Source organism: Alphaproteobacteria bacterium (genome assembly GCA_018063245.1).
Lineage (GTDB): Bacteria > Pseudomonadota > Alphaproteobacteria > JAGPBS01 > JAGPBS01 > JAGPBS01.
In genome coordinates this window covers 1-24,256 of sequence record JAGPBS010000031.1, presented here as the reverse complement: position 1 = coordinate 24,256, position 24,256 = coordinate 1, and the positions used below count along the sequence as shown (strand labels likewise).

The following is a 24,256-nucleotide window of genomic DNA, read 5'->3' as shown; positions in this document are numbered from 1 at the left end:
AGTCTGCGTGGCCTGGGCAGTCAACGTGCGCATAGTGGCGCTTTGGTGTTTCATATTCAACGTGTGCTGTTGAAATTGTAATACCGCGTTCACGTTCTTCTGGTGCTTTATCAATCTGATCATAGCCTAAAAAGATTGCTCCACCTGACTTGGACATCACTTTTGTGATCGCTGCTGTCAGCGTCGTCTTACCATGGTCAACGTGACCAATCGTTCCGATATTACAGTGAGGCTTATCCCTCTTAAATTTTTCTTTTGACATCGTCTAACTCCATTTCCTTTTAAATTACGTTATGCCATCTTAGCTTTAACTTCATCAGCAACGTTCGTTGGAACTTGCTCATAATGGTCAAAATGCATTGAATATTGTGCACGGCCCTGAGACATAGATCTCAATGTATTCACATAACCAAACATGTTTGCCAAAGGTACCATCGCAGAAACAACTTGTGCATTTCCTTGTGGTTCCATACCGCGAACCTGACCTCTACGACTGTTCAAGTCACCAATAACGTCACCCATATATTCTTCAGGTGTCACTACTTCAACTCGCATCATCGGTTCAAGAAGAACAGGTTTTGCTTTTTGTACGCCTTCTCTAAAGGCTGCTCTTGCAGCAATTTCGAAAGCTAGCGCGGATGAGTCAACATCATGGTATGCACCATCAATTAACTCAACGCTAAAATCAATAACTGGGAAGCCAACAATTGGACCTGTATCTTTCGATGATTCCAATCCCTTGATGACACCAGGAATATATTCCTTCGGAACAGAACCACCAACAACTTTACTGTCGAAGGAGTAACCAATTCCAGGCTCTTGAGGCGTAAAGACAAGTTTAATACGAGCGAACTGTCCAGCACCACCTGATTGCTTTTTGTGGGTATAGTCAACTTCTGCTTTTTGTGTAATTGTTTCACGATAAGCAACCTGTGGAGCACCAATATTCGCATCAACTTTAAATTCACGTTTCATACGATCTACAATAATCTCTAAGTGTAGCTCACCCATACCTTTAATGACTGTTTGTCCACTTTCTTGATCTACAGACACACGGAATGATGGATCTTCAGCAGCAAGTCTTTGCAGAGCAACTGACATTTTTTCCTGATCAGCTTTAGATTTTGGCTCAACAGCAACTTCAATAACAGGCTCTGGGAATTCCATACGCTCTAGAATAATTTGATTTGCTGGGTCGCAGAGGGTATCACCAGTTGTTGTATATTTCAAACCAGCAAGTGCCACAATATCGCCTGCAGTTGCTTCTTCAATGTCCTCACGTGTATTTGCATGCATAAGAAGCATACGGCCAACACGTTCTTTTTCATCTTTAACTGAATTCAATACATATGATCCAGCTTTCAATTTACCTGAATAAATACGAACGAACGTCAAAGAACCAACGAAGGGGTCTGTCATAACTTTAAATGCAAGTCCTGCAAAAGGTTCATTTTCATCAGAATGACGAATATCTTCCGCTTCAGTCTTAGGATTGATACCTTTAATAGATTCAATATCAGTTGGAGCAGGTAAATAATCTACAACCGCATCAAGCATTGGCTGCACACCTTTGTTTTTGAAAGATGAACCACACAAGATAGGAACAAATTGTAATGTAATTGTCCCCTTACGAATGCACTTTTTGAGCATTTCTTCAGAAGGCTCTTTACCTTCCAGGTAATCTTCCATTGCTTTATCATCTTGTTCAACAGCCATTTCAATCATTGCAAGACGATATTCTTCAGCTTTATCTTTTAAATCCGCTGGGATATCTTTGTATTCAAATTCAGCACCAAGAGACTCATCTTTCCAGACAATCGCTTTCATTTTTACAAGATCAACAACACCAACAAATTCAGACTCAGATCCAATTGGCAATTGTAAAACGATTGTTCTTGCACCAAGGCGATCCTTCATCATATCTACGCAACGATAGAAATTTGCACCAATACGGTCCATTTTGTTTACAAAGCACATACGTGGGACACGGTATTTATCAGCCTGACGCCATACAGTTTCAGTTTGTGGCTCAACACCAGCAACTGAGTCATAAACAGCGACAGCACCATCTAGCACTCTCAGCGAACGCTCAACTTCAATTGTAAAGTCAACGTGACCAGGTGTATCAATAATGTTAATACGATGATCATTCCAGAAACAGGTTGTCGCAGCAGATGTAATGGTAATACCACGCTCCTGCTCTTGCTCCATCCAGTCCATCGTTGCTGTACCTTCATGAACTTCACCAATTTTGTATGAACGACCTGTATAATACAAAATTCGCTCTGTCGTTGTGGTTTTACCAGCATCAATATGGGCCATAATCCCGATATTACGATACTTATTTAATGGAACTTTTTTAGACATTTTTAATTAACCTGCTTCTTTATCTCTACTATATTCACAATTACCATCTATAATGAGCAAAAGCTTTATTTGCTTCTGCCATTTTTTGACCATCTTCTCTCTTTTTAACAGCAGCACCACGGTTGTTATTAGCTTCAACCAACTCTTTCCCGAGACTTTCTGTCATTGTATTTTCATTACGCTTGCGAGCTGCATCTACAATCCAACGAAGAGCGAGAGCTTGTTGACGCTCACCACGAACCTCTGTAGGGATTTGATAGGTTGCACCACCAACACGTCTTGACCTTACTTCGATTCTTGGCTTTACATTTTCTAAAGCTTCTTCGAAGGCTTCGATAGGATCTTTATTTGTTTGCTTTGCTAAATAATCAAAAGCTGCGTATACAATATGCTCAGCAACAGATTTTTTACCGTCCAACATAACGCAATTCATAAATTTTGTAACAATAATACTTCCAAACTTTGCGTCCGGTAATACTTCTCTTTTTTCAGCACGATGACGTCTTGACATAACTTATTCTCCTTATTTAGGTCTCTTAGCGCCATAATGCGAACGACGCTTACGACGTTTTGCAATACCTTGTGTATCAAGCGTACCGCGAATGATGTGATAACGAACACCCGGCAAGTCTTTTACACGACCGCCGCGAATCAAAACAATTGAGTGCTCTTGTAAATTATGGCCTTCACCAGGAATATAAGCAATCACTTCCATTCCGTTAGACAAGCGAACTTTTGCAACTTTACGTAACGCTGAGTTAGGCTTTTTTGGTGTTGTTGTATAAACACGAGTACATACGCCACGTTTTTGTGGGCATGCCTGAAGTGCTGGGTTCGTTGAACGAACTACTTTATCTGTACGTTGTTTTCTAATCAACTGTTGTACGGTTGGCATTCTATCCTCTTACCTTCTTTAAAGATGGACAAGCCTTACAGAAGACTTGTCCATTATTTTGCCCCTTAGAGCGGTTTAATTTTCTCATAAGATTATGAGACTATAATCACATAATTTCAATTCGTCAAGAAAAACCTTTCAATTTCCCTCAAAATTTTAAAACAAACTTCACGGTTCTTCTTTATTACGCAACATTTGTCTCATGTGACTCTTCGAGAGCAGCTCCGCCACTCACATCGTGAGATGGTAGTGCAGCACTCATATCTCTAGCAGCAGCGATTTTCTTGTATTGTTCAGCCAGTGATCCCGTTCCTGCTGGAATGAGTCGACCAACAATAACGTTTTCCTTCAAGCCGTGTAATACATCCACTTTACCTTCAACAGCTGCTTCTGTTAAAACACGTGTTGTGTCTTGGAAGGAAGCCGCAGAAATGAATGATCTTGTTTGTAGAGAAGCTTTTGTAATACCTTGAAGTACTGCTTTAGAAGTTGCTGGCAATTGGTTTTTAGCAGCAGCTTTATTATTCACAGTTTCAAATTCAAGCTTATCAACAAGTTCACCTTGCATAAATGTTGTTTCACCTGGATTCAAGACTTCAACCTTCTGTAACATCTGTCTCATGATAACTTCGATGTGCTTATCATTGATTTTCACACCTTGTAATCTATAGACTTCTTGGATTTCATTACAGAAATAGTCAGCCAAAGCTTCAACACCAAGAATGCTGAGAATATCATGTGGCACAGGGCTACCGTCAAGCAACAGATCACCGCGTTTCACAAAATCACCCTCTTGGACATGAATATGCTTACCTTTTGGAATCATATATTCAATTGGTGAAGCCTCTGAATCTTCAGGCACAACAATCAAACGACGTTTCGCTTTATAATCTTTACCAAATTCAACACGACCATCGATTTCAGAGATAATCGCAAATTCTCTTGGAATACGAGCCTCAAACAACTCAATCACGCGTGGTAGACCACCTGTAATATCTCTTGTTCTCTGACCTTCAACTGGAATACGTGCAATCACATCACCTGCCTGTACATGCGCACCATTCTCAACATTCAAAATAGCATTGACTGACAAGAAGTATCGTGCTTCTGCGCCATTCGCAAGTTTGATGACATCACCATTATCACCTGTTAGAGCAACACGAGGACGCAAATCAGACCCACGAGGCTGTTGACGCCAGTCCACAACTGTTTTCGATGCGATACCTGTTGTTTCATCAACAACATCGCGAACAGATACACCTTCAACCAAGTCAACAAACTGAGCAATACCCGCATGTTCCGTTACAATTGGAATTGTATATGGATCCCACTCAGCCAATCTCTGACCTTTTTCGATTTTAGCACCCTCTGTACGTAGGAGTTTCGATCCGTATGGAACACGATATTTAGCTTTTTCATGACCTTTCTCATCAACAACGAGTAGTTCAGTGTTACGTGCCATGACAATCGCAAAACCTTGACTATTCATAACAATATTTTTGTTATTGATTTTCAAGATACCTGTAAAATCAGAATCAACAGATGATTGCTCAACACCACGCATAGCAGCACCACCAATGTGGAAGGTACGCATTGTTAGCTGTGTTCCTGGCTCACCGATAGACTGAGCCGCAATAACACCAACAGCTTCACCTTTGTTAACGAGCACACCTCTTGCCAAGTCACGACCATAACATTTTGCGCAAACGCCCTCTGTCAACTCACAAGTGAGAACTGATCTCACCTGAACAGATTCAATACCAGCTCTTTCGATTGCATCAATATCACGCTCACCAATCAATCCACCAGCTGCAAGCAGTAAATCACCTGAAATTGGATCTCTTAAATCATGACATGTTGTACGACCAAGGATACGTTCACCCAAAGATGAAATCACATCACCACCATCAATCACTGCTTTCATGAGAATACCCTTCTCAGTTCCACAATCGACTTCACGAATGATGATATCCTGAGCCACATCGACAAGACGTCTTGTTAGATAACCTGAGTTAGCTGTTTTCAGAGCTGTATCTGCAAGGCCTTTACGTGCACCGTGGGTGGAGTTAAAGTATTCTTGAACGGTCAAACCATCTTTAAAGTTTGAAATAATCGGTGTCTCGATAATTTCACCGGATGGTTTTGCCATCAATCCACGCATACCTGCTAGCTGTTTCATTTGTGCAGCAGAACCACGCGCACCTGAATGTGCCATCATAAAGACTGAGTTGATTTTACCGTTTTTATCAGGCTGTGAAATCACTTTCATCATCTCATCCGCAACTTGTTCTGTACAAGCTGACCAGACGTCAACGACTTTATTGTATTTTTCACCTTGGGTAATCAAACCATCTTGATATTGTGCTTCAAATTCACGAACACTATTTTGTGCATTTTCAATCAAACCATCTTTTGAGTCCGGAACAATCAGATCATCCTTACCAAAAGAAATACCAGATTTACATGCATGCTTAAAGCCAAGCCCCATCAAGCGATCTGCAAAAATCACAGCTGCTTTTTGGCCACAATGTCTGTAAACAACATCAAGAACGTTACTGACATCCTTTTTCGTGAAAACCTTATTCACAAGTTCAAAGGTCATCCCTTTGTGTTTAGGTAAGATTTCAGCAATGAAAATACGACCAGGTGTGGTTTCATAGATATCTGTTTGCAACTGTCCATCATCACCCATTGTTTGATAACGAGCTTTGATTTTTGTATGAAGTGTAATTACTTTTGCATCCAGAGCTTGTTCAATTTCTCCAACATTTGCAAAAGCCATTCCCTCGCCTACAGCACCATCTGTTTGTAGAGATAAGTAGTAGAGTCCCAATACGATATCCTGTGATGGAACAATAATTGGCTTACCATTCGCAGGAGATAGAATATTGTTCGTAGACATCATCAAAACGCGTGCTTCTAATTGCGCTTCTAAAGATAGAGGCACGTGTACTGCCATCTGATCTCCATCGAAGTCAGCATTGAATGCTGCACAAACAAGTGGATGAAGCTGAATCGCTTTACCTTCAATCAGAATAGGTTCAAATGCTTGAATTCCAAGCCTGTGAAGTGTCGGCGCTCTGTTCAAGAGAACTGGATGTTCGCGAATAACCTCTTCAAGAATATCCCAAACTTCAGGTCTTTCCTTTTCAACCATACGCTTTGCAGCTTTGATTGTTGAAGCCATACCGTAAGTTTCTAGTTTCGAATAAATAAACGGCTTGAACAGCTCGAGTGCCATTTTCTTCGGCAAACCACATTGGTGCAATTTCAAGTCTGGACCAACAACAATCACAGAACGACCTGAATAGTCAACACGTTTACCAAGCAAGTTTTGACGGAAACGACCTTGTTTCCCTTTCAGCATATGTGAAAGTGAACGAAGCGGACGCTTATTCGTACCCGTAATCTCACGACCACGACGACCATTGTCAAACAAGGCATCAACAGATTCTTGAAGCATACGCTTTTCATTTCGAACAATAATCTCAGGCGCTCTCAGTTCAATCAATCTTTTCAGACGGTTGTTTCTGTTGATAACACGACGATAAAGATCATTTAAATCCGATGTTGCGAAACGACCACCATCCAAAGGAACCAAAGGACGTAACTCAGGTGGAATCACTGGAACAACTTCAAGAATCATCCATTCCGGCTTTGTTTCTGACTCTAAGAAAGCTTCAACAATTTTAACGCGTTTTACGAGTTTCTTTCTCTTCGCTTCCGATGAAGTTTCTTTCAGATCATCTTGAAGCTGAGTATATAACTCAGGTAACTCAAGGGCACGGAGCATAATTTGAATCGCTTCAGCACCAATCATCGCTGTGAAAGCATCATCTCCATACTCATCTTGTGCTTGATAAAACTCATCTTCTGTTAAAAGTTGACGAATTTTCAAAGGTGTTAGACCTGGTTCAATCACAATATAGTTCTCAAAATAAAGAACGCGTTCTAGATCCCGCAAGGTCATATCCAAAAGCATACCAATACGGCTTGGAAGTGACTTTAAGAACCAAATATGTGCAACTGGCGATGCAAGTTCAATATGCCCCATACGTTCACGACGCACTTTAGACAGAGTGACCTCAACACCACATTTTTCACAAATAATACCGCGATACTTCATGCGTTTGTATTTACCGCATAGACATTCGTAATCTTTGACCGGTCCAAAAATTTGAGCACAGAACAGACCACCTTTTTCAGGCTTGTATGTTCTATAGTTAATTGTTTCAGGCTTTTTGATTTCGCCTGTTGACCAAGATCTAATTTTTTCAGGACTTGCCACTGAGATACGCAATTTATCAAAATTGCGAGAGTTTGACACATCACCAAAAATATCTACTAATTCTTTATTCATATACCTTCTCCTACAAGAAAGATTTTAGGTGCCCAACACTTTTATATGCTGGGCTTGTTTTTAATACCGTGTTTGCTGTAGCTCTACATTCAAACCAAGTGACCGCAATTCCTTCATCAAAACGTTGAATGATTCAGGGATACCAGCCTCAAAGTTATCATCACCACGTATGATAGATTCATATACTTTTGTTCTACCCGACACGTCATCCGATTTAAATGTAAGCATTTCTTGAAGTGTATAAGCTGCACCATAAGCTTCAAGTGCCCAAACTTCCATCTCACCGAAACGCTGTCCACCGAACTGAGCTTTACCACCAAGAGGTTGCTGCGTAACAAGAGAATAAGGACCAATTGATCGTGCGTGAATTTTATCATCAACCATGTGAGCCAATTTGAGCATATAAATATAACCAACGGTTACTTTACGATCAAATGTTTCACCTGTTCTACCGTCAATCAAGGTTACCTGACCTGAACGATCAAGCCCTGCTTTATCAAGCATCTTAACGATATCTTCCTCTTTAGCACCATCAAATACAGGAGATGCGAACGGTACACCCTTGCAAAGATTTCCAGCCAACTCAAACAATTCAGAGTTATTGAGGTTCTCAATGTCATTTTTATAAACATCATCACCGTAAATATCTTTCAATTTGGCTTTTAGTTCTTTTGTATCAGCTTTAGCATGCGTAGAATTATCAGCAGTTAGCGCCTTAACACCTTGGTTTTCAAGATTTGTTAGAACTTGTGAGATCTGTCTTCCTAGACCTGCTGAAGCCCAACCTAAGTGTGTTTCAAGAATCTGACCCACGTTCATACGGCTCGGCACACCAAGAGGATTGAGAACCAAGTCAACCGGCGTTCCATCATCAAGATATGGCATATCTTCAACTGGGATAATTTTAGAGACCACACCTTTATTTCCGTGACGTCCCGCCATTTTATCACCTGGTTGTAATTTTCTCTTCACCGCAACGAAAACTTTAACCATTTTCATCACGCCTGGAGGCAATTCATCACCACGTTGAATTTTTTCAACCTTGTCTTCAAATCTTGCTTTGAGAGCCTCAATACTCTTATCAAACACTGCTGATGCAGCTTCAATATTTTTCATGAGATTTTCATTATCAACAACAATCTGACGCCACTGTCCTGGAGTGTACTCAGCCAAAAGGTCATCATTGATCAATGCACCTTTTTTCACACCCTTAGGTCCAGAAATAACTTTTTGTCCCAAGATCATATCTTTCAAGCGATTAAAATAACCACGTTCAAGAATAGCTCTTTCATCGTCTCTATCTTTTGACAAGCGTTCAATCTGTGCTCTTTCGATTGCAACTGAACGTTCATCTTTTTCAATACCACGACGTGAATAAACGCGAACTTCTACAACCGTTCCAGATACACCAGGTGGCAAGCGAAGACTTGTATCACGCACATCTGATGCTTTTTCACCAAAAATAGCACGTAATAGCTTTTCTTCTGGTGTCATTGGGCTTTCACCTTTTGGTGTTACTTTACCAACCAGAATATCGCCCGGGTTTACTTTAGCACCAATGTAAACAATACCTGCTTCATCGAGAATTCTAAGACCTTCTTCACCCACATTCGGAATATCGCGCGTGATTTCTTCTTGTCCTAGTTTCGTATCTCTTGCTGCCGCTTCAAATTCTTCAATATGAATTGATGTAAAGACGTCATCTTTCACAATTCTTTCTGAAATCAGAATTGAATCCTCAAAGTTATAACCATTCCAAGGCATAAAAGCGACAAGAACGTTGCGTCCAAGAGCCAATTCACCAAGATCTGTTGAAGGACCATCAGCAATAATATCGCCTTTTTCAATCAAATCACCAACTTTAACAACTGGCTTTTGATTGATACAGGTGCTTTGGTTCGATCTTTGGAACTTACGCAGATTATAGATATCAACAACTGGTGTTGATGAATCAACATCATCTGTTGCACGAATCACGATACGTGAGGCATCAATCTGATCAACTACACCAGATCTACGGGCAACAACTGATACCCCAGAATCTTGAGCAACTGTTGCTTCCATACCTGTACCAACGAGTGGTGCATCTGTTTTAATGAGAGGTACTGCCTGACGTTGCATGTTTGAACCCATCAACGCACGGTTCGCATCGTCGTTCTCTAAGAACGGAATCAAAGAGGCCGCAACAGATACAATTTGCTTTGGCGATACGTCAATGAGTTGAATGTCTTCAGGACGCTTCATCACATATTCAGCATTCTCACGACAAGTCACAAGCTCTTCAACGAATTTACCTGTTTTATCTAACTTTGCATTCGCCTGAGCAATTGTATATTTGCTCTCTTGCATCGCTGATAAATAGACAACTTCACTTGAAACTTTACCATTTTCAACTTTACGATACGGGCTTTCAATAAATCCATACTGATTCACACGCGCAAAAGTCGATAGAGAGTTGATCAAACCAATGTTTGGCCCCTCAGGAGTCTCAATTGGACAGATCCGGCCATAGTGAGTTGGGTGAACGTCACGAACTTCAAAACCTGCACGTTCACGCGTTAGACCTCCTGGGCCCAATGCTGACATACGACGTTTGTGTGTAATTTCAGAAAGTGGATTCACTTGATCCATAAACTGAGACAATTGCGATGTTCCAAAGAACTCGCGCACAACAGCTGCCGCTGGTTTAGCATTAATCAGATCATGCGGCATCACAGTATCAATCTCAACAGAACTCATCCGTTCACGTGTTGCACGCTCCATACGAAGAAGACCTAAGCGATACTGATTTTCCATCAATTCACCAACTGAACGAACACGACGATTGCTCAAGTGGTCAATATCATCAACCTCACCACGACCGTCTTTTAACTCATGGAGAATTTTAAGAATCGCGATAATATCCATTTTACGCAATGTTCTAATTGAATCATCAGCTTCAAAATCAAGACGTTCATTCATCTTTACACGACCAACAGCTGATAAATCATAACGCTCAGCATCAAAGAACAATGATTTAAAGAGAGCTTCAGCTGATTCCAATGTTGGAGGCTCACCTGGACGCATCACACGATAGATATCGATGAGAGCTTCTTCTCTTGTATTGTTTTTGTCAATTGCAAGCGTATTACGCATATATGGACCAACATTGATATGATCAATGTAGAGAACTCTGATTTCTTTGCAATTTTCCTTGTCAAGAAGAACAAGGCTTTCTTTTGTGATTTCATCACCTGCTTCAAGCCAAACTTCACCTGTTGATTCATTGATGATGTCTTCTGCAAGATAAAGACCGACCATTTCAGAATCAGACACAAGAATGTCTTTTACCTTTTCTTCAGCTAATTTTTTAAGCTGTCTTGGTGTGATTTTTTGCCCTGCTTCTAACAAAACATCGCCTGTTGATGCATCAATCAGATCATTAACAAGCTTTTGCCCTTTCAGACGCTCTGGACTAAAAGGTGTAACCCACCCTTTTTTACTCTTTTTATAAACACTTGTATCATAGAAATGAGACAGTATTTCTTCTCTCGACATACCAACTGTTTCATAAGCAGACAAAGCTTTGTTCTTTTTCTTCTCACGTAGAGCTTCTGTTGCCTGGTTATCAAGTGCCATCAATAAGGTCGATGCTGGCAATTTACGACGACGGTCAATACGGACATAAAGAATATCACGCGCATCAAATTCAAAGTCAATCCATGAGCCTCTGTATGGAATAATACGCGCTGCAAACAAAAGTTTACCTGACACATGTGTTTTACCTCTATCATGCGCAAAGAAGACACCTGGCGATCTATGCATTTGAGAGACGATAACACGTTCTGATCCATTAATAACGAAGGTACCTTTATCTGTCATCAAAGGAATATCGCCCATATAGACGTCTTGCTCTTTGATATCTCTTAAGGATTTAAGACCTGTTTCTTCATCAATGTCAAAAACACTCAAGCGTAATGTCACTTTGAGCGGTGATGCAAATGTCATATCTTGCTGTTGACACTCTTCAATGTCATACTTTGGCTTTTCAAATTCATATTTGACAAAGTCCAATACAGCCTTACCCGCGAAATCTTTCACTGGGTAGACTGATTTAAATACTTCTTGTAGACCTAAATTTTGCCTTTTTTCTGGTGGCACATTTAACTGTAAAAACCCCTCATATGACTGTCTCTGAACTTCAATCAGATTTGGAATTTTGATAATTTCTTTAATTCGTTCAAAGCTACTACGAATACGCTTACGACCTGTAAATGACTTGGCCATCTATGCCCCTCTTTAAGTTATATTCCACCAATATTCTTCATACACCACAACTAAGGTATCACTCACGAAACAAGATTGTCTCTATTTTTAGGGCTTTTTTCAAAGTGTATCAACTCTATTTGCTCCTGATTGGCTCCAACTTTACTCGCTAAAAGAAAGAACATAAAATCTGATCACATTTTCCAGTTTGATTTTACAACTTTGAGTTTCTAACACCTTTATTTTATAGTTTGACATCTTAAATAAACAAGGATAGTTCCTAATCTACCTAAGTTCTTGCAAATTTCAATTAGTTTTTCACCTAACTGATAAACAAATTCAAGCAGCACTCTAACATCCTCACTTGGTTAATAAGGTCTGTCTGAATACTCCTTTAATGATTGTAATCACGTATTGTATCCAATCACATAAAGTTAATCAACTAGATTCTAGTCATTTTTTATAAATTTTCACTCTTTTTTTTAAAAAAAGTTCAAATTCAACTTTATATACCACAATACGAATCTCATAATCTCTAATTTTATCGCTTAATTATTAACCGAAAAAATTAGTTCATTATAAATAATCAACAAAAGAAATGGCCTTATCAATCCGTAGATTGACAAGGCCACCCCAAAATTAACCTTACTTAAGGTCGACTTTTGCGCCTGCTTCTTCAAGTTTTTTCTTGATTTTCTCAGCTTCGTCTTTTGTTGCTCCTTCTTTAACTGGTTTTGGAGCAGCTTCAACGAGGTCTTTTGCTTCTTTAAGACCGAGAGCTGTGATTTCGCGAACAACTTTAATCACTTCAATTTTCTTTTCGCCTGCAGCAGCAAGAATCACATCGAATGAGTCTTTTGCTTCAGCAGCTTCACCGCCACCAGCAGCAGGAGCTGCAGCAACAGCAACTGGAGCAGCAGCAGATACGCCCCATTTTTCTTCGAGAAGCTTAGAAAGTTCAGCCGCTTCCATAACTGTTAGTTTTGATAGATCTTCAGCAATTTTTTGAATATCAGTCATCTTTATATCTCCTTAGATTAGATAGATTCGTTAGTTAACATTCACACTTTACGTTTTACGATTTGGAACCATAGGCACCACAAACACGAGCCAATTGACCGGCTGGTGCTTGAAGAACGCCCGCAATGCGGGTACCAGGGGTTTGAATCATTGCAATCAATGTTGAGCGCAACTGATCCAATGATGGCAATTTAGCTAGATAGCTGACATCTTGTTCAGCTAAAAGCTTACCATTAAAGGATCCACCCATGACTTTTAACTTGTCATTCTTCTTTGCAAAATCGTTAGCAACTTTTGCAGGTGCGACAGGATCAGCAGAATATGCTAAAATTGTCGGCCCCTTTAAAAGGTCCTTCAGATTTTCAAATGGTGTTCCAACAATCGCAAGAGACGCAAGTGTATTCTTCACAACTTTAAACCTTGCACCAGCACCAGACATTGAGCGTCTAAGTTCTGTTGATTCGGCTACAGTCAAACCTGTTTGCTCGAGAACCAAAACGATTTGTGCTTTTGTTGCCAAATCTGCATTGAGTTCCTGAACGGCTTGCTCTTTTTGTGTACGATCCACGAGAATGTCTCCGTTTCGTTGTTGAACAAAGAAAAATATCGAAATATTCTTCCCTATTCAGGTTAATATTACCCTAAATCCCTGTAAGGGGTTTTAGGCTCCTAGAACCCTGTCCCAGGAGAAAAATATCTTCCGAATAAGGATACTTATTCTTAGAAATTCTCTCTCCTGCCTCATGTTGGAAATTAAGATCTTTGTTTTGTTTTTCAACAGAATCACAAAACAAACACCACCCACAATCTCGGACAGAAATTGGAAGAAGAGCATAACCCTTCTTCCAAAACTTTAAAAACTCAACCTTAAGCCAATTCCGCTGTTAATTTAGCGATATCAAGCTTTAAACCAGGCCCCATTGTTGAGGATAAGGTAATTTTACGTAAGTAAACACCTTTTGCGCCTGTTGGTTTTGCTTTTACAATTGCATTCACAAAAGCTTTAACGTTTTTCATCAAAGCATCTTGATCAAACGAGCATTTACCAATACCTGCATGAATAATACCAGCTTTTTCAGCTCTAAATTCAATAGAACCTGACTTTGCTGATTTTACAGCTGCAACGACATTTGGCGTTACTGTTCCTAATTTAGGATTTGGCATCAAGCCTTTCGGACCCAACACTTTACCTAATTTACCAACAACAACCATCATGTCTGGTGTTGCAATGCATCGATCAAAATCAACTTTACCCGCAAGAATCAAATCTGCTAGATCGTCAGCACCAACAAATTCTGCGCCTGCAGCTTTTGCTTCTTCAGCTTTATCGCCTTTTGCAAAAACAGCAACACGAATGTCTTTACCTGTACCTGCTGGTAAGTCAACCATTCCGCGAACAGCTTGGTCTGCATGCCTTGGATCAATACCCAAGTTCATAGCAATTTCAAGTGTTTCATCAAATTTTGATGTTGCGCATTTCTTTGCGATTTCTAACGCTTCAGCTAAATCATAGAGCTTATCTTTATCAACGAGCTGAAGTTTTGTCTTCATGTTTTTTGCTAATTTTACCATCTTTCAATCACTCCACAACTTCAATACCCATTGAACGCGCTGATCCTTCGATCATTTGCATTGCGCCTTCAACATCAACAGAATTCATATCAACCATTTTTGTTTCCGCAATTTTTTTCACTTGCGCTTTGGTGATTTTACCAGCAAAACCACGACCAGGTGTCTGTGACCCCTTTGCTAATTTTGCTTCTTTTTTCACCCAATAGCTGACAGGAGGTGTCTTGATAATGAATGTAAATGTACGATCTTGGTAAACTGTAATCACAACTGGAAGTGGAATATTTTTTTCCATTTCTTGTGTTTTTGCATTAAAAGCTTTACAGAATTCCATAATGTTCAAGCCTTGTTGACCAAGAGCTGGACCAATTGGTGGAGATGGATTTGCAGCCCCTGATGGAACCTGCAATTTAATATATCCGGTTATTTTCTTTGCCATTTTATCCTCTTAAACCTTTCTTTTAACTAAGAGTTAGTGGTTCGGATCCGCTCTATTTCTTTCAAAACAGAACCTAGCCTCCCACGACGCGAAGGGTATTATACCTTCTCTACTTGACTAAAGTCAAGCTCTACTGGTGTTGCTCGACCAAAAATCGACACCGAGACCTTTAAGCGTGCTTTATCGAGGTCTACTTCTTCAACAATTCCGTTAAAGGAAGCAAAAGGACCATCTGACACGCGAACTTCTTCACCCACATCAAACAAGATTGTTGGACGGATTTTTTCAACGCCATCCTTCACTTGTGACATGATTTTCACAACTTCTTTCTCACTCATGGGAACAGGCTTACCTGAGCCGCCCAAAAAGCCTGAAACGCGTGAAATATTTTTAACCATATGCCAAACTGTGTCTGACATTGACATTTTCACTAATATATATCCTGGGTAGAAATTACGCTCTGTTTGAACTTTTTTTCCACGGCGAACTTCCACCACTTCATGTGATGGAACCAAAATTTCTTCAAAACTATCTTTCAAGCCTTCTGTTTCAGCCTTCTCACGAATCGATTGAGCGACTTTTTTTTCAGAACCTGAATGACATTGTACAACATACCAACGGGCTGTCATCTGTTAACCCCCAACTCCTAGTAAAAACTTAACACCAAAGGAAAAGAACTGATCCACAACCAAAAAGAATATAGATGAAAGCAAAACCATAATGAAAACCATAACAGTTGTCATCATTGTTTCCTTCCGAGAAGGCCAAGTTACTTTTTTAACTTCGCTTTTAACCTGTTTTACAAATTCAGCGGGATGTGTCATAAGGCTTTCCTATCGTAGCAAAATGAATTTATAATTTATACAGCACGATTCGCCAAGTTTCAACCTAAAAATTCAACTTTCAAAAAAAACTTTATTTGACGTCTTATTCAATAGCAAATTAAGCTCATTCGCATTTTCAATTCGCATCAATGGCATCCCAATACGCTCACAAGGCGCTTTTATCTTTCATCAATGAATTTCTTGATGCTTACAATATGACAATTGTATATTTTGTCTTTATAAATAAACAAACCAGACCTAAAAACCCTTCATCCGTGCTTTTCTTTTGGGAGCGCCTTGCCAGGCCCCTGCCATGGTTCCACCAATTAAATTAGCTGTTTGTCTGTGATGGGCATGGCAAATCGCAATGGCTAAAGCATCTGCAGCATCCTCTTGAGACACGCGCGCCATTGGCAAAAGCATATTCACCATCGCAATCACTTGGGCCTTTTCGGCATGGCCCGTTCCTACAATCGACTTCTTCACCAGATTTGCTGGATATTCAGCCACAGAAAGGCCTTCTTTGGCAGGTGCAAACATAATAACACCTCGTGCCATCCCAAGTTTTAAAGTCGATACTGGATTTTTATTCATAAAAACCTGCTCAATCGCAGCTTCATCTGGCTTATAGGCCATCAAAATGTCAAAGAGCCCTTCTTGTAACTCAACAAGTCTTGCCGCCATGTCTTTTTCAGAATCAGAGGTCACAAGCCCATGGGCCACATACTTCAAAGTGGAGCCTTCAGCTTCTATAATACCCCATCCTGTTTTGCGCAAGCCAGGATCTAAGCCAATAATGCGAACCATTTTTCTCCTTTCGGTTAGAAAAATTATGCCGTTAACTTCTCCATGAGCTCTTCAGACACTTCAAAATTTGAGAAGACAGTTTGCACATCATCATTGTCTTCAAGTGTATCGATCAATTTTAGGAGCGTTCTTGCTGTATCTTCATCAACAGAAATCAAATTATGGGGACGCCATGTGAGGCTTGCCTCTTGTGGCTCTCCTAATTCCTTTTCCAACAGCTCGCGCACATCGCCAAAATTTTCGCGAGACATGATCACTTCTGCAACATCGCCTTCCTCTTTCACATCATCCGCACCTGCTTCAAGCGCTTTTTCAAATAATGTATCAAGATTGACTTTTGATTTCTCATAAATGATCAAACCGCAATTATCAAACATAAAGCTGACAGAATTGGTTTCACCCAATGATCCACCACTCTTATTAAAAGCAGCACGCACATCAGCCGCTGTGCGGTTTTTATTGTCAGTCAAAGCTTCTACAATAACGGCAATACCACCTGGACCATAGCCTTCATAGCGAATGGCTTCGTAATTGTCACCACCAACACCTTGCGTTGCCACTTTAATTGCTTTTTCAACACGATCTTTCGGCATGTTTGCTGCACGTGCGCTCTGGATTGCTGCTCTTAACCTTGGGTTAAAGGCCGGATCAGGCATACCAGACTTGGCTGATACAATAATTTCACGTGAAATCTTGTTGAAAGTTTTGGCTCTTTTTTGATCTTGAGCACCCTTACGATGCATAATATTTTTAAACTGGGAATGTCCTGCCATGTGAGTCCTTCAATCCTTTCTGACGATCAATTTTTTCATATATTACCATAGACATAATTCAAAAAGCTAGATCTTCTTCTAGCCTCTCTCTGCCAAATGAGGTCCTAAAATCAATTGCTGAACAGAGACCGCAAGGCCTTCATCATCCAAATCGATGATTGAACCACAAAGGGTCGCCTCGCCCATCGCTGGTGTCATTTTCGGACCTGGCATTTTGGTCACAAACTTTTGAACAGGCGTTGTTTTTTCCATGCCAATCACACTATTATAATCACCGCACATGCCTGCATCTGTTTGATAGGCTGTTCTTTTTTCTAAAATACGAAGATCGCTTGTTGGAATATGCGTGTGCGTTCCAACGACTGCAGAGACTTTTCCATCCACAAAATGGCCAAATGACATTTTCTCACTGCTTGTCTCTCCGTGGAAATCAATGAAAATCGCATCCACTGATGAGCCTAGACTATAACGCGTCAGCAAATTTTGAATCGCCTGAAACGGACAATCAACCGGATCCATAAATAAGCGCGCCATCAAATTGACGACAAGAACCTTTTTCCCTTTAGAGGTTTCAAGCAAGTATGATCCAAACCCAGGCGTTCCTGGCGGAAAATTCATAGGCCTTAAGAGACGCTTTTCCTGGGAAATATAAGACATCGCCTCTTTTTGATCCCATATGTGATTCCCCGTTGTGAGGCAATCAACACCAATAGCAAATAGGCTTTTCGCAATTTCAGCATTAATCCCGAAGCCTCCGGCTGCATTTTCAGCATTGACGATCGTGACATCTGGAGCATATTTTTCTTTTAACTGGGGCATTTTTTGAATAACGGCGTCCCTACCTGATCTGCCAACGATATCTCCTAAAAATAAAATGCGCATTGTGAGTCCTTAACTTCATCATTTATATTAAGTTTTTATATTGAGTGAGAACTTCATATTTTACAAGAAAATCATTTCACATCAGACAAAAAAGTGAAATACTTTTTCACATAAAAACAAAAAGGATCGATATCCATGAAATATATTCTCCCTCTTGCATTGGCCATTTGTGCTGCTCTGATTATGACCACTGGGGATTACTACGCCCCACTTTTATCGGATATGTTCTTCGCTGAATTGCCTATCAATCTTTCCATTACAGTATTTTTCGCACTTGCTCTCGTTCACAGTTCTTTTGCCTTACACAAAATGGCTGAGTATCAGCAATGGTTGATGCATTTAAAAAATGGTGTTTTAACGAACAAAAGACCAAAAGAGCTCGCTACTTTATCAACCTATCTGATTTCCAAGTTAAAGAAAGACAAAAACACGGATGAATTCGATCTGTCTCTTAGCTTTTTTGATATACAGGCTATCTTGAACAAGATCTCATACTACTTAGATGAACAGATGAGAAGCCTTAAAACGACAGAATGGCTCATTCTCCTATCGGGTCTTATTGCCAGTGTTTTTCTCCTCACAATCAATCATTTTCAAATCTTAGAAGCAATTGCAGGGCAAACACAAATTGGTCAAGATCCAAGCCGCGCCAATGCATTTAGCCTTTTTATCAATGAATCTGGCCCTTACCTTTTCCCCATCATTCTAAGTTGCCTCTATGCCTTTCTTCTCGCAATCAGAAGTTATATTATCACTTTTATCCAATCATCTTTGCTTTTAAGGTTGGAGACCATTCTAACCCCAAGTCTCTACAGAAATGACGGCACATCATTTCACAATGAAGATCATCATGTAGATCAAGCGCTAGTTGATTTGATCCAAGATTTGCCAACACGCATCAATGACATGATACAAGACAATTTGCAGCATGTGCAGGACCTTGCCGAGGCACAAATTTCCTTTTTACAAAAAGAAGTGCAGAATCTGCAAAGAGACTTAAACAATCAATCACCCCTTGAAAACGAACCAGAAAAAGGGTTCATCAACATCACAAAAACGCGATAAGGAAAACCATGTTTACACAACAAATGCCCTCTCCAATGACAGCCAAACTCCTTACCATTGTTTTATCAGTAACTTTCCTTCTATTGATTGGGCTTCCTTTTTTGAATCATTATTATGAAATCAATCTGTTAGAAAGAACGCTTTCGAATGATGCAATCGCTGAAAAACAAAAACGACTCACAGAAATTGAAGCGATTCTATCAAACATAAATTATCAGCAAAGTCTTGCACATATAAGCAAAGCTCAAAACACCAGCACATCAGAGCAACACACACCTTTTACCTTGCTTGAGAATAAAATATCAAAGCTAAAAGAGAGAAGAACGCAGCTTAAAGAAACACTCGCAAAGCAAGAACAGCAAATCGAAGCTCTCATTCAACAGATTGAGGATTTAAAAGAAAGACAGGCCGAAACACACTCAGAACCTGCTTAAGTGATTTGTATCATTCCATGCTCAGCGCTAGATTACGACTGGTTGAAATCTGTGCTTGCAAAAGCGGAATCTCCAGCACAAAAGGAAATGAAGACCTCAAGCCTTTTTCAACCATTGGCAAAAAATCTCTCTCTGATGTCAAACGGATTGCATTTGCCCCATAAGAATGAGCCAGCATAACAAAATCTGGATTCTTTAATGACGTTGCTGAAACACGTTTCGGAAATCTTGCTTCTTGATGCATTCGGATTGTTCCATACATATTATTATTCATCACGATAATAAATGGATTGAGCCCAAATTGCTTTGCAGTTGCAAGTTCCTGAGCTGTCATTAAAAACCCACCATCTCCCGCAAAACCAATCACAGGCCGCTTCGGATCGACAAATTTTGCACCAATGGCAGAAGGAACAGCATATCCCATAGCCCCATTTACCGGCGCTAACTGACGGCGCGGACGCACATAATCAAAAAAACGATGTCCCCAGCCTGAGAAATTCCCGGCATCATTTGTCAGCACGCAGTTCTCTGGCAGAACATCTTTTAGTGTCAGAAACATTCTACTTAAGTTAAACCCTTCAGGAAGATGCACATTTGAGGCAAACAATGCCCATTTTTCATAAAGACTATGCCCCTCTACACACCAAGATTCCCATTTGTTTTTCACAGGCACGTTCTGAAAAACATGAACAAAATCGGAAATGGGAGTCTGTATTGTGAGCTCTATTTGAAAAGCAGGCCTTGCCCCCAAAACATCTGGATGGACAAAAACAATTTTTTGATCTGAGCTTGCCTCATGAAAGAGAGTATAGCCTTGGCTAGGCATCTCACCAAGCCTTGTACCAATTGCTAAAACGAGATCCGCCTTCTGGACATAGTCTTTTAAAGCAGGATTGATCCCTGTTCCTAGTTCTCCAACATAATTTGACAATTTTGCATTCATCAAATCTTGCCGACGAAAAGAAGTTGCAAAAGGTATGCTCAAATCATTCAATCTCTCTGACAATTTTGTGACAAGCTCATTTGACCAGAAAGAGGAACTACCTCCCAAAATGCATAGAGGACGCTTGGCTTTTTCTAAAAGCTGTGCAAGCGAATCCATCAGTGAAGCATCGGCCCCTAAAAGCGTTGACCTCTCAGAAACAGCAGGAGATAAAGACTCCTGCGCCAATGAATTTAAGGGAATGTCTTCACGCAAAACATCTTCAGGAATTGAAATAACAACAGGCCCAGGCCTACCTTGGGTCGCGATCTTAAAAGCTCTATGCATAAATTCAGGAATTCTCTTAGAATCTGTCACACGAAACGCAGCTTTAGCAATTGGCGTAAACATAGCTGGAAAATCAATCTCTTGAAAAGCTTCAAGCCCAAGATGTTCCCTTGCGACATCACCAATAATCACAACCATTGGCGTTGAATCTTGAAAAGAGGTGTGAATCCCTATTGAAGCATTACAAGCCCCTGGACCACGCGTTACCATTAAAATGGAAGGTTTCCCTGTTAGCTTTGCGTAGGCTTCAGCCATAAAAGAAGCGCCACCTTCATGACGTGTATGAATAAGCTGAAATGAGTTTGAGTCATAAGCACCATCCATAATTTCTAAAAAACTTTCACCAGGCACACAAAAGCCGTGACGAATTCCATAAGATTCTATGATTTTGATAATGGCATGACCAGCTTTTATCATTTGATTTTCTTTCTTTTTATTATATCTTAGTCGCAGTACCAATAGCTTTATTTTAGCACAAAAAAACCGGCTCTCACCGGTTTTTTTTCATTATCATTTTCTATTTTTGAATCAATTGTCTGTAAGCTGACTCAAAGCCTTTCAATGAAATATGCACCTTTACATTTTCACCACCCTTCACATCAAAATGCACAGTAGCATCTTTCGCATTCTTGAGTGAATTGAGCATTCCATCATTCATATCTCTAACTGCTGTACATTTTACACCATCACAACTGCTAACATGAAAAACATGGCCTGTTGTTTCTTGATCAAAAACCAAGACAATTTCTTTATCCTGATTGATTTGAGGCGGTAAATTGAAAGCAATGCTTGGTTGTGTTTTGTTTCTATATGTGCCCAAGGCAACAGACAGAATCCCCAAATTATTTTCTGGGTTGACAATCGTCTGAGTCATCATACAATGATCTCTGCCGTCTTGATCTTTGTCTCCACAAACCAATTGCCAATCATCAATTGTTTTATTTGTGGCCGCCAGTGCAGAGTTTGATACAAAGAATGCTGCTGAAACAAAAACAGCAAAACCAATTTTTTTTGAAAGTGTCAACATGAGCAAATATGCCTCCTATGTTATAAAATCGATAGCTTGTAATTTTTTGCTATGCATCGTTATTGTATTTTTTTTCCTGATAAAAACAAGCATTTCTTTTGCAGGCGATGAAAATAAGAATAGATTGCATATTGCAACTTCAAATCTACCTAAGTCATTTTACCCTCTTAGTGTCATGACAACTGAGTCTCTTTATACACTAGGATTTGCACTAAGACCTCTTACCAACTACAACTCAAAAAATGAACTTGTCTGTCTATTATGCTCATCTTTGCCGACAACAGAATCACAAACAATCAAGGAAATATCTCCTGGACAATCTGAGGTCATCTTGACACTTGGCACTTACTTTTGGGGAGATGGCAAACCGGTGACATCTGAGGATGTTATTTTCACCTGGCAAGTTGGAAAATATAAAGGGTATGATTTTCCCAATGCAGGTTTTTACCGTCACGATATTATCTCAATTGAGGCTCTCTCAGATCAAACCATCAAGATTACCAGAAACAAAAACAGCCTTCATGCAGCTGATTTCAGTGATTTTTGGATTTTACCTGCACATCTTGAAGGACCTCTTTTTGAAAAAAATCCAGATCTCTATTTGAAAGAAACGAATTATCATCAAAACCCTCTTCTGCCTGGCCTCTACAATGGCCCCTATGTCATTTCTCAGTTTAGCCCCTATGGACTCATTGAATTTAAACCAAATCCATATTGGCCTCAAACGGAACAACATCCTTTATTTTCAAAAATTACATTGAAATCTATTCAAGATGGGCATGCGCTTGAAATGCATGTTCTGAATCATGAATTTGATCTGATCGCTCCATCAAATCGGCTCCAAAATAGTCAGATCAAAACAATCATAAACCAATTACAAGAGACATATACGCTCGATACAACACCAGCTCTTGGGCAAGAAATGATCATGATCAACACAACAAACACGGTCCTCGCTGATAAAAGAGTGCGCCGTGCTCTTTTGCTTGGAATCGATCGCGAAAAAATTAAACAGGTTGTTCAAAATAGCAAAGCTGAGATCGCTGAAATGTATTTATCCTCTCTTGAACGCGCTGATATATCAAAAAATATCACAAAAGTGAATCAAGCGGGTGCAAAAGAACTCATTGAGGCTGCAGGTTTTAACTTCAATCCTAAATCCAAAATATATGAAAAAGACGGCTTACCGCTAAGGTTAACGCTCGTTTTAGAATCAAATAATCGTCTTAGAAATCAAATTGCCCAGATTCTACAAAGCATGTGGGGGGAAGTAGGCATTGATATCAAAATCACAACAGAGCCTCACAGAACATTTTTTGGACAAACTTTAAAGGAAAGACGATTTGATCATTTGCTTTTCATCGGTTGGCCTAAAACACCACACTATATTCCGAGTTCAATGTTTTCATCAAAGAGCATTCCAAACGAAATAAATCAATACACAGGCTACAATTATATGGGCCTTGCAAATGCCAATATTGACAATCTACTCCAGAAATTAGAACAGTCACAAAATGAAAATAATGAAAAGATTTTATGGTCTGAGCTTGAAGAATCACTTGCCGATGAAGTTCCATTTATTCCTTTATTTCACCCAGTCAAGACAGAAATTCGCAAAAAAAGACTTGAAGGAATCACTGTGAACCCTCATTATTATCCAGAGAGCTTTTTTGTTGAAAAGTGGTTTTTCACAGAATAAATTGGATACCTCTCTTGCGGGTTCATCATCAATGAGTTTCCTAATCACTAAAGTTATTGAATTCTGTTTCACTTGCTTCATCACAGTCTTGTGTTTGTTTCTACTTCTCTATTTTATGCCAGGTGATCCCTTTTACGCAGCATCAATGGGGCTCAGTTCAAGTGCTACACCTGATTCTCATTTTTTATACTTTTATGAACAATTTATAGATTGGGTGACAAAATTACTACAGGGTGATTTTGGCTGGTCTTTTCTGTTTAACAGACCTGTGGCAACTATTCTTTTCCCTGCTCTTAAAAATAGTTTTTTCCTTGTCATGATCGGGCTTGCTGTTACGCTTTCTTGTTCATATGGCCTTTCCATTTTAGCAGCTCTATACAGAGAATCTTTTTTATCAAAAATCATCAATGCCTTTACATTACTCTCAATCTCAGTGCCTACTTTTTGGCTCTGTATCCTCTTTTTAAGCCTCTATTTAAAAGCAATTACATTCAGTGCAGAAGCACAGATTTTAAATTCCACCTTTGAGATAAACAGTCTTTTTGCTATTTTGATTTTTGCTTTAACACACATTGGCATT

At 39.8% G+C, this 24,256-nt stretch carries 21 protein-coding genes; 4 read left to right on the top strand and 17 right to left on the bottom strand.

The features are described from left to right. From tuf to KBF71_05525, 15 genes are all read right to left on the bottom strand, one after another. On the bottom strand, positions 1-262 hold a 262-nt coding region (tuf, locus tag KBF71_05595), incomplete at its 3' end, for an elongation factor Tu (GenBank protein ID MBP9877792.1). A 29-nt stretch (positions 263-291) separates the two neighbouring features. Next, positions 292-2,367, bottom strand: coding sequence for an elongation factor G (fusA, locus tag KBF71_05590; GenBank protein MBP9877791.1), 2,076 nt, complete (start codon positions 2,365-2,367; stop codon positions 292-294). A 40-nt stretch (positions 2,368-2,407) separates the two neighbouring features. Further along, positions 2,408-2,878 carry a 30S ribosomal protein S7 gene (gene rpsG / locus KBF71_05585; GenBank protein MBP9877790.1) on the bottom strand — a complete coding sequence of 157 codons (471 nt, stop codon included), beginning with the start codon at positions 2,876-2,878 and terminating at the stop codon, positions 2,408-2,410. 12 nt (positions 2,879-2,890) lie between these two features. After that, the gene (gene rpsL, locus KBF71_05580; GenBank protein MBP9877789.1) at positions 2,891-3,262 is read right to left on the bottom strand and encodes a 30S ribosomal protein S12; all 372 of its coding nucleotides are present in this window, start codon (positions 3,260-3,262) and stop codon (positions 2,891-2,893) included. Between the two features lie 184 nt (positions 3,263-3,446). Beyond that, positions 3,447-7,622, bottom strand: coding sequence for a DNA-directed RNA polymerase subunit beta' (gene rpoC / locus KBF71_05575; protein ID MBP9877788.1), 4,176 nt, complete (start codon positions 7,620-7,622; stop codon positions 3,447-3,449). Positions 7,623-7,682: 60 nt separating this feature from the next. Then, on the bottom strand, positions 7,683-11,888 hold the full coding sequence (gene rpoB, locus KBF71_05570) for a DNA-directed RNA polymerase subunit beta (protein MBP9877787.1): 4,206 nt from the start codon (positions 11,886-11,888) through the stop codon (positions 7,683-7,685). Positions 11,889-12,512: 624 nt separating this feature from the next. Next, the gene (gene rplL, locus KBF71_05565) at positions 12,513-12,887 is read right to left on the bottom strand and encodes a 50S ribosomal protein L7/L12 (GenBank protein MBP9877786.1); all 375 of its coding nucleotides are present in this window, start codon (positions 12,885-12,887) and stop codon (positions 12,513-12,515) included. Between the two features lie 55 nt (positions 12,888-12,942). Continuing rightward, on the bottom strand, positions 12,943-13,455 hold the full coding sequence (gene rplJ / locus KBF71_05560; GenBank protein MBP9877785.1) for a 50S ribosomal protein L10: 513 nt from the start codon (positions 13,453-13,455) through the stop codon (positions 12,943-12,945). A gap of 299 nt (positions 13,456-13,754) precedes the next feature. After that, complete coding sequence (gene rplA / locus KBF71_05555; protein MBP9877784.1) at positions 13,755-14,459, bottom strand: 50S ribosomal protein L1; 705 nt, start codon at positions 14,457-14,459, stop codon at positions 13,755-13,757. A gap of 7 nt (positions 14,460-14,466) precedes the next feature. Next, positions 14,467-14,895: a 50S ribosomal protein L11 gene (gene rplK, locus KBF71_05550; GenBank protein ID MBP9877783.1), complete on the bottom strand. Its 429-nt coding sequence runs from the start codon at positions 14,893-14,895 to the stop codon at positions 14,467-14,469. Positions 14,896-14,993: 98 nt separating this feature from the next. Continuing rightward, the gene (nusG, locus tag KBF71_05545; protein ID MBP9877782.1) at positions 14,994-15,524 is read right to left on the bottom strand and encodes a transcription termination/antitermination protein NusG; all 531 of its coding nucleotides are present in this window, start codon (positions 15,522-15,524) and stop codon (positions 14,994-14,996) included. A 3-nt stretch (positions 15,525-15,527) separates the two neighbouring features. Continuing rightward, positions 15,528-15,719, bottom strand: coding sequence for a preprotein translocase subunit SecE (gene secE / locus KBF71_05540; GenBank protein ID MBP9877781.1), 192 nt, complete (start codon positions 15,717-15,719; stop codon positions 15,528-15,530). Positions 15,720-15,977: 258 nt separating this feature from the next. After that, entirely contained in the window at positions 15,978-16,526 is a 549-nt protein-coding gene (ruvC, locus tag KBF71_05535) for a crossover junction endodeoxyribonuclease RuvC (GenBank protein ID MBP9877780.1), read from the bottom strand. 23 nt (positions 16,527-16,549) lie between these two features. Beyond that, positions 16,550-17,299, bottom strand: coding sequence for a YebC/PmpR family DNA-binding transcriptional regulator (locus KBF71_05530; protein MBP9877779.1), 750 nt, complete (start codon positions 17,297-17,299; stop codon positions 16,550-16,552). A 78-nt stretch (positions 17,300-17,377) separates the two neighbouring features. Beyond that, complete coding sequence (locus KBF71_05525) at positions 17,378-18,181, bottom strand: TIGR00282 family metallophosphoesterase (GenBank protein ID MBP9877778.1); 804 nt, start codon at positions 18,179-18,181, stop codon at positions 17,378-17,380. Between the two features lie 135 nt (positions 18,182-18,316). Between KBF71_05525 and KBF71_05520 the strand changes: the two genes are divergently transcribed. Together KBF71_05520 and KBF71_05515 are read left to right on the top strand one after the other, a co-directional pair. Beyond that, the gene (locus KBF71_05520; GenBank protein MBP9877777.1) at positions 18,317-19,246 is read left to right on the top strand and encodes a hypothetical protein; all 930 of its coding nucleotides are present in this window, start codon (positions 18,317-18,319) and stop codon (positions 19,244-19,246) included. 8 nt (positions 19,247-19,254) lie between these two features. Continuing rightward, positions 19,255-19,680 carry a hypothetical protein gene (locus tag KBF71_05515; GenBank protein MBP9877776.1) on the top strand — a complete coding sequence of 142 codons (426 nt, stop codon included), beginning with the start codon at positions 19,255-19,257 and terminating at the stop codon, positions 19,678-19,680. A gap of 10 nt (positions 19,681-19,690) precedes the next feature. Here KBF71_05515 and KBF71_05510 read toward each other — a convergent pair whose 3' ends face one another. After that, on the bottom strand, positions 19,691-21,367 hold the full coding sequence (locus KBF71_05510) for a thiamine pyrophosphate-binding protein (GenBank protein MBP9877775.1): 1,677 nt from the start codon (positions 21,365-21,367) through the stop codon (positions 19,691-19,693). 100 nt (positions 21,368-21,467) lie between these two features. Further along, the gene (locus tag KBF71_05505) at positions 21,468-21,977 is read right to left on the bottom strand and encodes an invasion associated locus B family protein (GenBank protein ID MBP9877774.1); all 510 of its coding nucleotides are present in this window, start codon (positions 21,975-21,977) and stop codon (positions 21,468-21,470) included. Between the two features lie 175 nt (positions 21,978-22,152). Here KBF71_05505 and KBF71_05500 point away from each other — a divergent pair, with 175 nt between their 5' ends. Both KBF71_05500 and KBF71_05495 read left to right on the top strand, forming a co-directional pair. Next, positions 22,153-23,676: a peptide ABC transporter substrate-binding protein gene (locus tag KBF71_05500; protein MBP9877773.1), complete on the top strand. Its 1,524-nt coding sequence runs from the start codon at positions 22,153-22,155 to the stop codon at positions 23,674-23,676. A 31-nt stretch (positions 23,677-23,707) separates the two neighbouring features. Further along, positions 23,708-24,256, top strand: a 549-nt coding sequence (locus KBF71_05495; protein ID MBP9877772.1) for a hypothetical protein, incomplete at its 3' end; no start/stop codon positions are given.

What these genes read in the sequence shown, in the direction of transcription:
- fusA (MBP9877791.1), bottom strand. Translation starts at nt 2,367, where the DNA reads ATGTCTAAAAAAGTTCCATTAAATAAGTATCGTAATATCGGGATTATG.
- rpsG (MBP9877790.1), bottom strand. Translation starts at nt 2,878, where the DNA reads ATGTCAAGACGTCATCGTGCTGAAAAAAGAGAAGTATTACCGGACGCA.
- rpsL (MBP9877789.1), bottom strand. Translation starts at nt 3,262, where the DNA reads ATGCCAACCGTACAACAGTTGATTAGAAAACAACGTACAGATAAAGTA.
- rpoC (MBP9877788.1), bottom strand. Translation starts at nt 7,622, where the DNA reads ATGAATAAAGAATTAGTAGATATTTTTGGTGATGTGTCAAACTCTCGC.
- rpoB (MBP9877787.1), bottom strand. Translation starts at nt 11,888, where the DNA reads ATGGCCAAGTCATTTACAGGTCGTAAGCGTATTCGTAGTAGCTTTGAA.
- rplL (MBP9877786.1), bottom strand. Translation starts at nt 12,887, where the DNA reads ATGACTGATATTCAAAAAATTGCTGAAGATCTATCAAAACTAACAGTT.
- rplA (MBP9877784.1), bottom strand. Translation starts at nt 14,459, where the DNA reads ATGGTAAAATTAGCAAAAAACATGAAGACAAAACTTCAGCTCGTTGAT.
- rplK (MBP9877783.1), bottom strand. Translation starts at nt 14,895, where the DNA reads ATGGCAAAGAAAATAACCGGATATATTAAATTGCAGGTTCCATCAGGG.
- nusG (MBP9877782.1), bottom strand. Translation starts at nt 15,524, where the DNA reads ATGACAGCCCGTTGGTATGTTGTACAATGTCATTCAGGTTCTGAAAAA.
- secE (MBP9877781.1), bottom strand. Translation starts at nt 15,719, where the DNA reads ATGACACATCCCGCTGAATTTGTAAAACAGGTTAAAAGCGAAGTTAAA.
- ruvC (MBP9877780.1), bottom strand. Translation starts at nt 16,526, where the DNA reads ATGGTTCGCATTATTGGCTTAGATCCTGGCTTGCGCAAAACAGGATGG.
- KBF71_05530 (MBP9877779.1), bottom strand. Translation starts at nt 17,299, where the DNA reads ATGGCAGGACATTCCCAGTTTAAAAATATTATGCATCGTAAGGGTGCT.
- KBF71_05525 (MBP9877778.1), bottom strand. Translation starts at nt 18,181, where the DNA reads ATGCGCATTTTATTTTTAGGAGATATCGTTGGCAGATCAGGTAGGGAC.
- KBF71_05520 (MBP9877777.1), top strand. Translation starts at nt 18,317, where the DNA reads ATGAAATATATTCTCCCTCTTGCATTGGCCATTTGTGCTGCTCTGATT.
- KBF71_05515 (MBP9877776.1), top strand. Translation starts at nt 19,255, where the DNA reads ATGTTTACACAACAAATGCCCTCTCCAATGACAGCCAAACTCCTTACC.
- KBF71_05510 (MBP9877775.1), bottom strand. Translation starts at nt 21,367, where the DNA reads ATGATAAAAGCTGGTCATGCCATTATCAAAATCATAGAATCTTATGGA.
- KBF71_05505 (MBP9877774.1), bottom strand. Translation starts at nt 21,977, where the DNA reads ATGTTGACACTTTCAAAAAAAATTGGTTTTGCTGTTTTTGTTTCAGCA.
- KBF71_05500 (MBP9877773.1), top strand. Translation starts at nt 22,153, where the DNA reads ATGACAACTGAGTCTCTTTATACACTAGGATTTGCACTAAGACCTCTT.